This window comes from Agathobaculum butyriciproducens (assembly GCA_003096535.1).
Lineage (GTDB): Bacteria > Bacillota > Clostridia > Oscillospirales > Butyricicoccaceae > Agathobaculum > Agathobaculum butyriciproducens.
The window spans coordinates 1-1,519 of sequence record QEKJ01000052.1 but is presented as its reverse complement, the minus strand read 5'-3'; the positions used below and the strand labels follow the sequence as shown (position 1 = coordinate 1,519).

At 54.7% G+C, this 1,519-nt stretch carries 2 protein-coding genes; both read right to left on the bottom strand.

Features of this window, described 5'->3' with window-relative positions:
• The coding region (locus tag C7386_RS13210; RefSeq protein ID WP_133241607.1) for a hypothetical protein at positions 1-690 on the bottom strand (690 nt) is incomplete at its 3' end.
• Positions 680-1,519: VirB4-like conjugal transfer ATPase, CD1110 family (locus C7386_RS13580; protein WP_367575353.1), on the bottom strand; the 840-nt coding region annotated here is incomplete at its 5' end. The genes C7386_RS13210 and C7386_RS13580, both read right to left, overlap by 11 nt.

Here is a 1,519-nt window from a genome sequence, read left to right as displayed (position 1 = left end):
CTGTACCGCTGCTTTTTTCTTTGCTGCAGCTTTGGCTCGCACAGCAGCGGTCGTGCGCTGACGGCGCATGAACTGTTCGCGTACTGCACCGCGCGGCGTAGTGGCACCATGCGCTGTGCGGATACGGTATTTCTGATACTGCTTTACCTTAACGCGGCGGATATTCTTATTTTCGCGTGTGGACTTGTAGGTAAGTCGTATACGCGCTTTGCCGTCTGCACTGCGATACCGCTGTGCGGTACGAACGACGGACTTGCGCGCACGATAATCTTTCACCACGCTATCCGCGCTCCGGTACAGGGAGCGTGCGGCCTTGCGAACCGGCTTTGCAGCAAGCTCTACGCCGACATAGGCGGCATCGTGCATACGGCGCTGTATCTGCTCGGTTGCTTCTGCCGCTGCATTGCTGCTGGCCTGTTCTTCTTTTTTATCGTTTATCGTGCGGACGGCTGTTGCAATCGCAAATCGCTTGATTACACGCTTCTTGCGGGACTTTTTCTTTTCGGCACCGTCTGTACCCGGTACTCCGAAAGTCTGCTTAGCACGCAGCTCCGCGCCCGCACGAGTGCTTGCTCCTCCCGTATTGCGATAGGTCTTGTTGTCAGCGCGGCTGTAAGATACCCTGCGCCCGGGCGCGGGCGCAGAATGTACCTTTGCAGCATCACTTTTGTCCTTGTATTTATACACCATTTGGCTTTACCTGCTCCCGGTCTGCCGGTTTTGTGGTCATGAGCTTGTACAATTCCGTATCTTCCGGGAAGCTGTTCACAAACGGGATAAACGCGCCGCCGAACTTCATCAGGCCGCAGCCGGGGTCGGCGTTTTCGACATAGGAAAGCTGTGTGTCCGAAATGTTCAGCAGCTCTGCCAGTGCCGCGCGGTCAGATGCAGACTGCGAAAGCATAATAAGAAACTCGGAGTTTGCCAGCATCCAGCAGGCGTCCTTGCTCGTCAGCATCTCACCGACATTTTGCGTAATGCCGGTCATATAACCGGCGCGCTTACGAACCTGCTTCCACATTCTGAGGAAGAAATTCGTTGCAAACGGATACCGGAAGAAGATAGAGAACTCGTCCACAAAGACCCATGTGCGTCTGCCAGAACGCCAGTTTTGGATAACGCGGTTGTAAATGCTCTCCAGAATAACGAGCATACCCATCGGGAGAAGCTGCTCACCGAGGTCGAGAATATTGTAAGAGGTCAGGCGGTTATTCTGGTCTACATTGGTTTTCTGTGCGAAGATGGACAGCGAACCGGAGATAAACAGCTCCGCTGCCAGCGCAAGCTCCTGCGCTTCCGGCTCCGGCTGTTTCTTGATCTCAGCCTGCAAGTCGGTCAGTGTCGGTGCATTGCCCTTGTAACCGCTGGCGATATACGGACGGTAAACAGCCTGTACGCAGCGGTCAATGATGGAACGATGCTGCGCTTTGAGATCGTCCTGCATGATCTGCTCAAACAGCGACAGGACGAACTCGGACTTGTCCGGCAGAGGGTCTTTGCCGTCATCAGCATAGCCTTT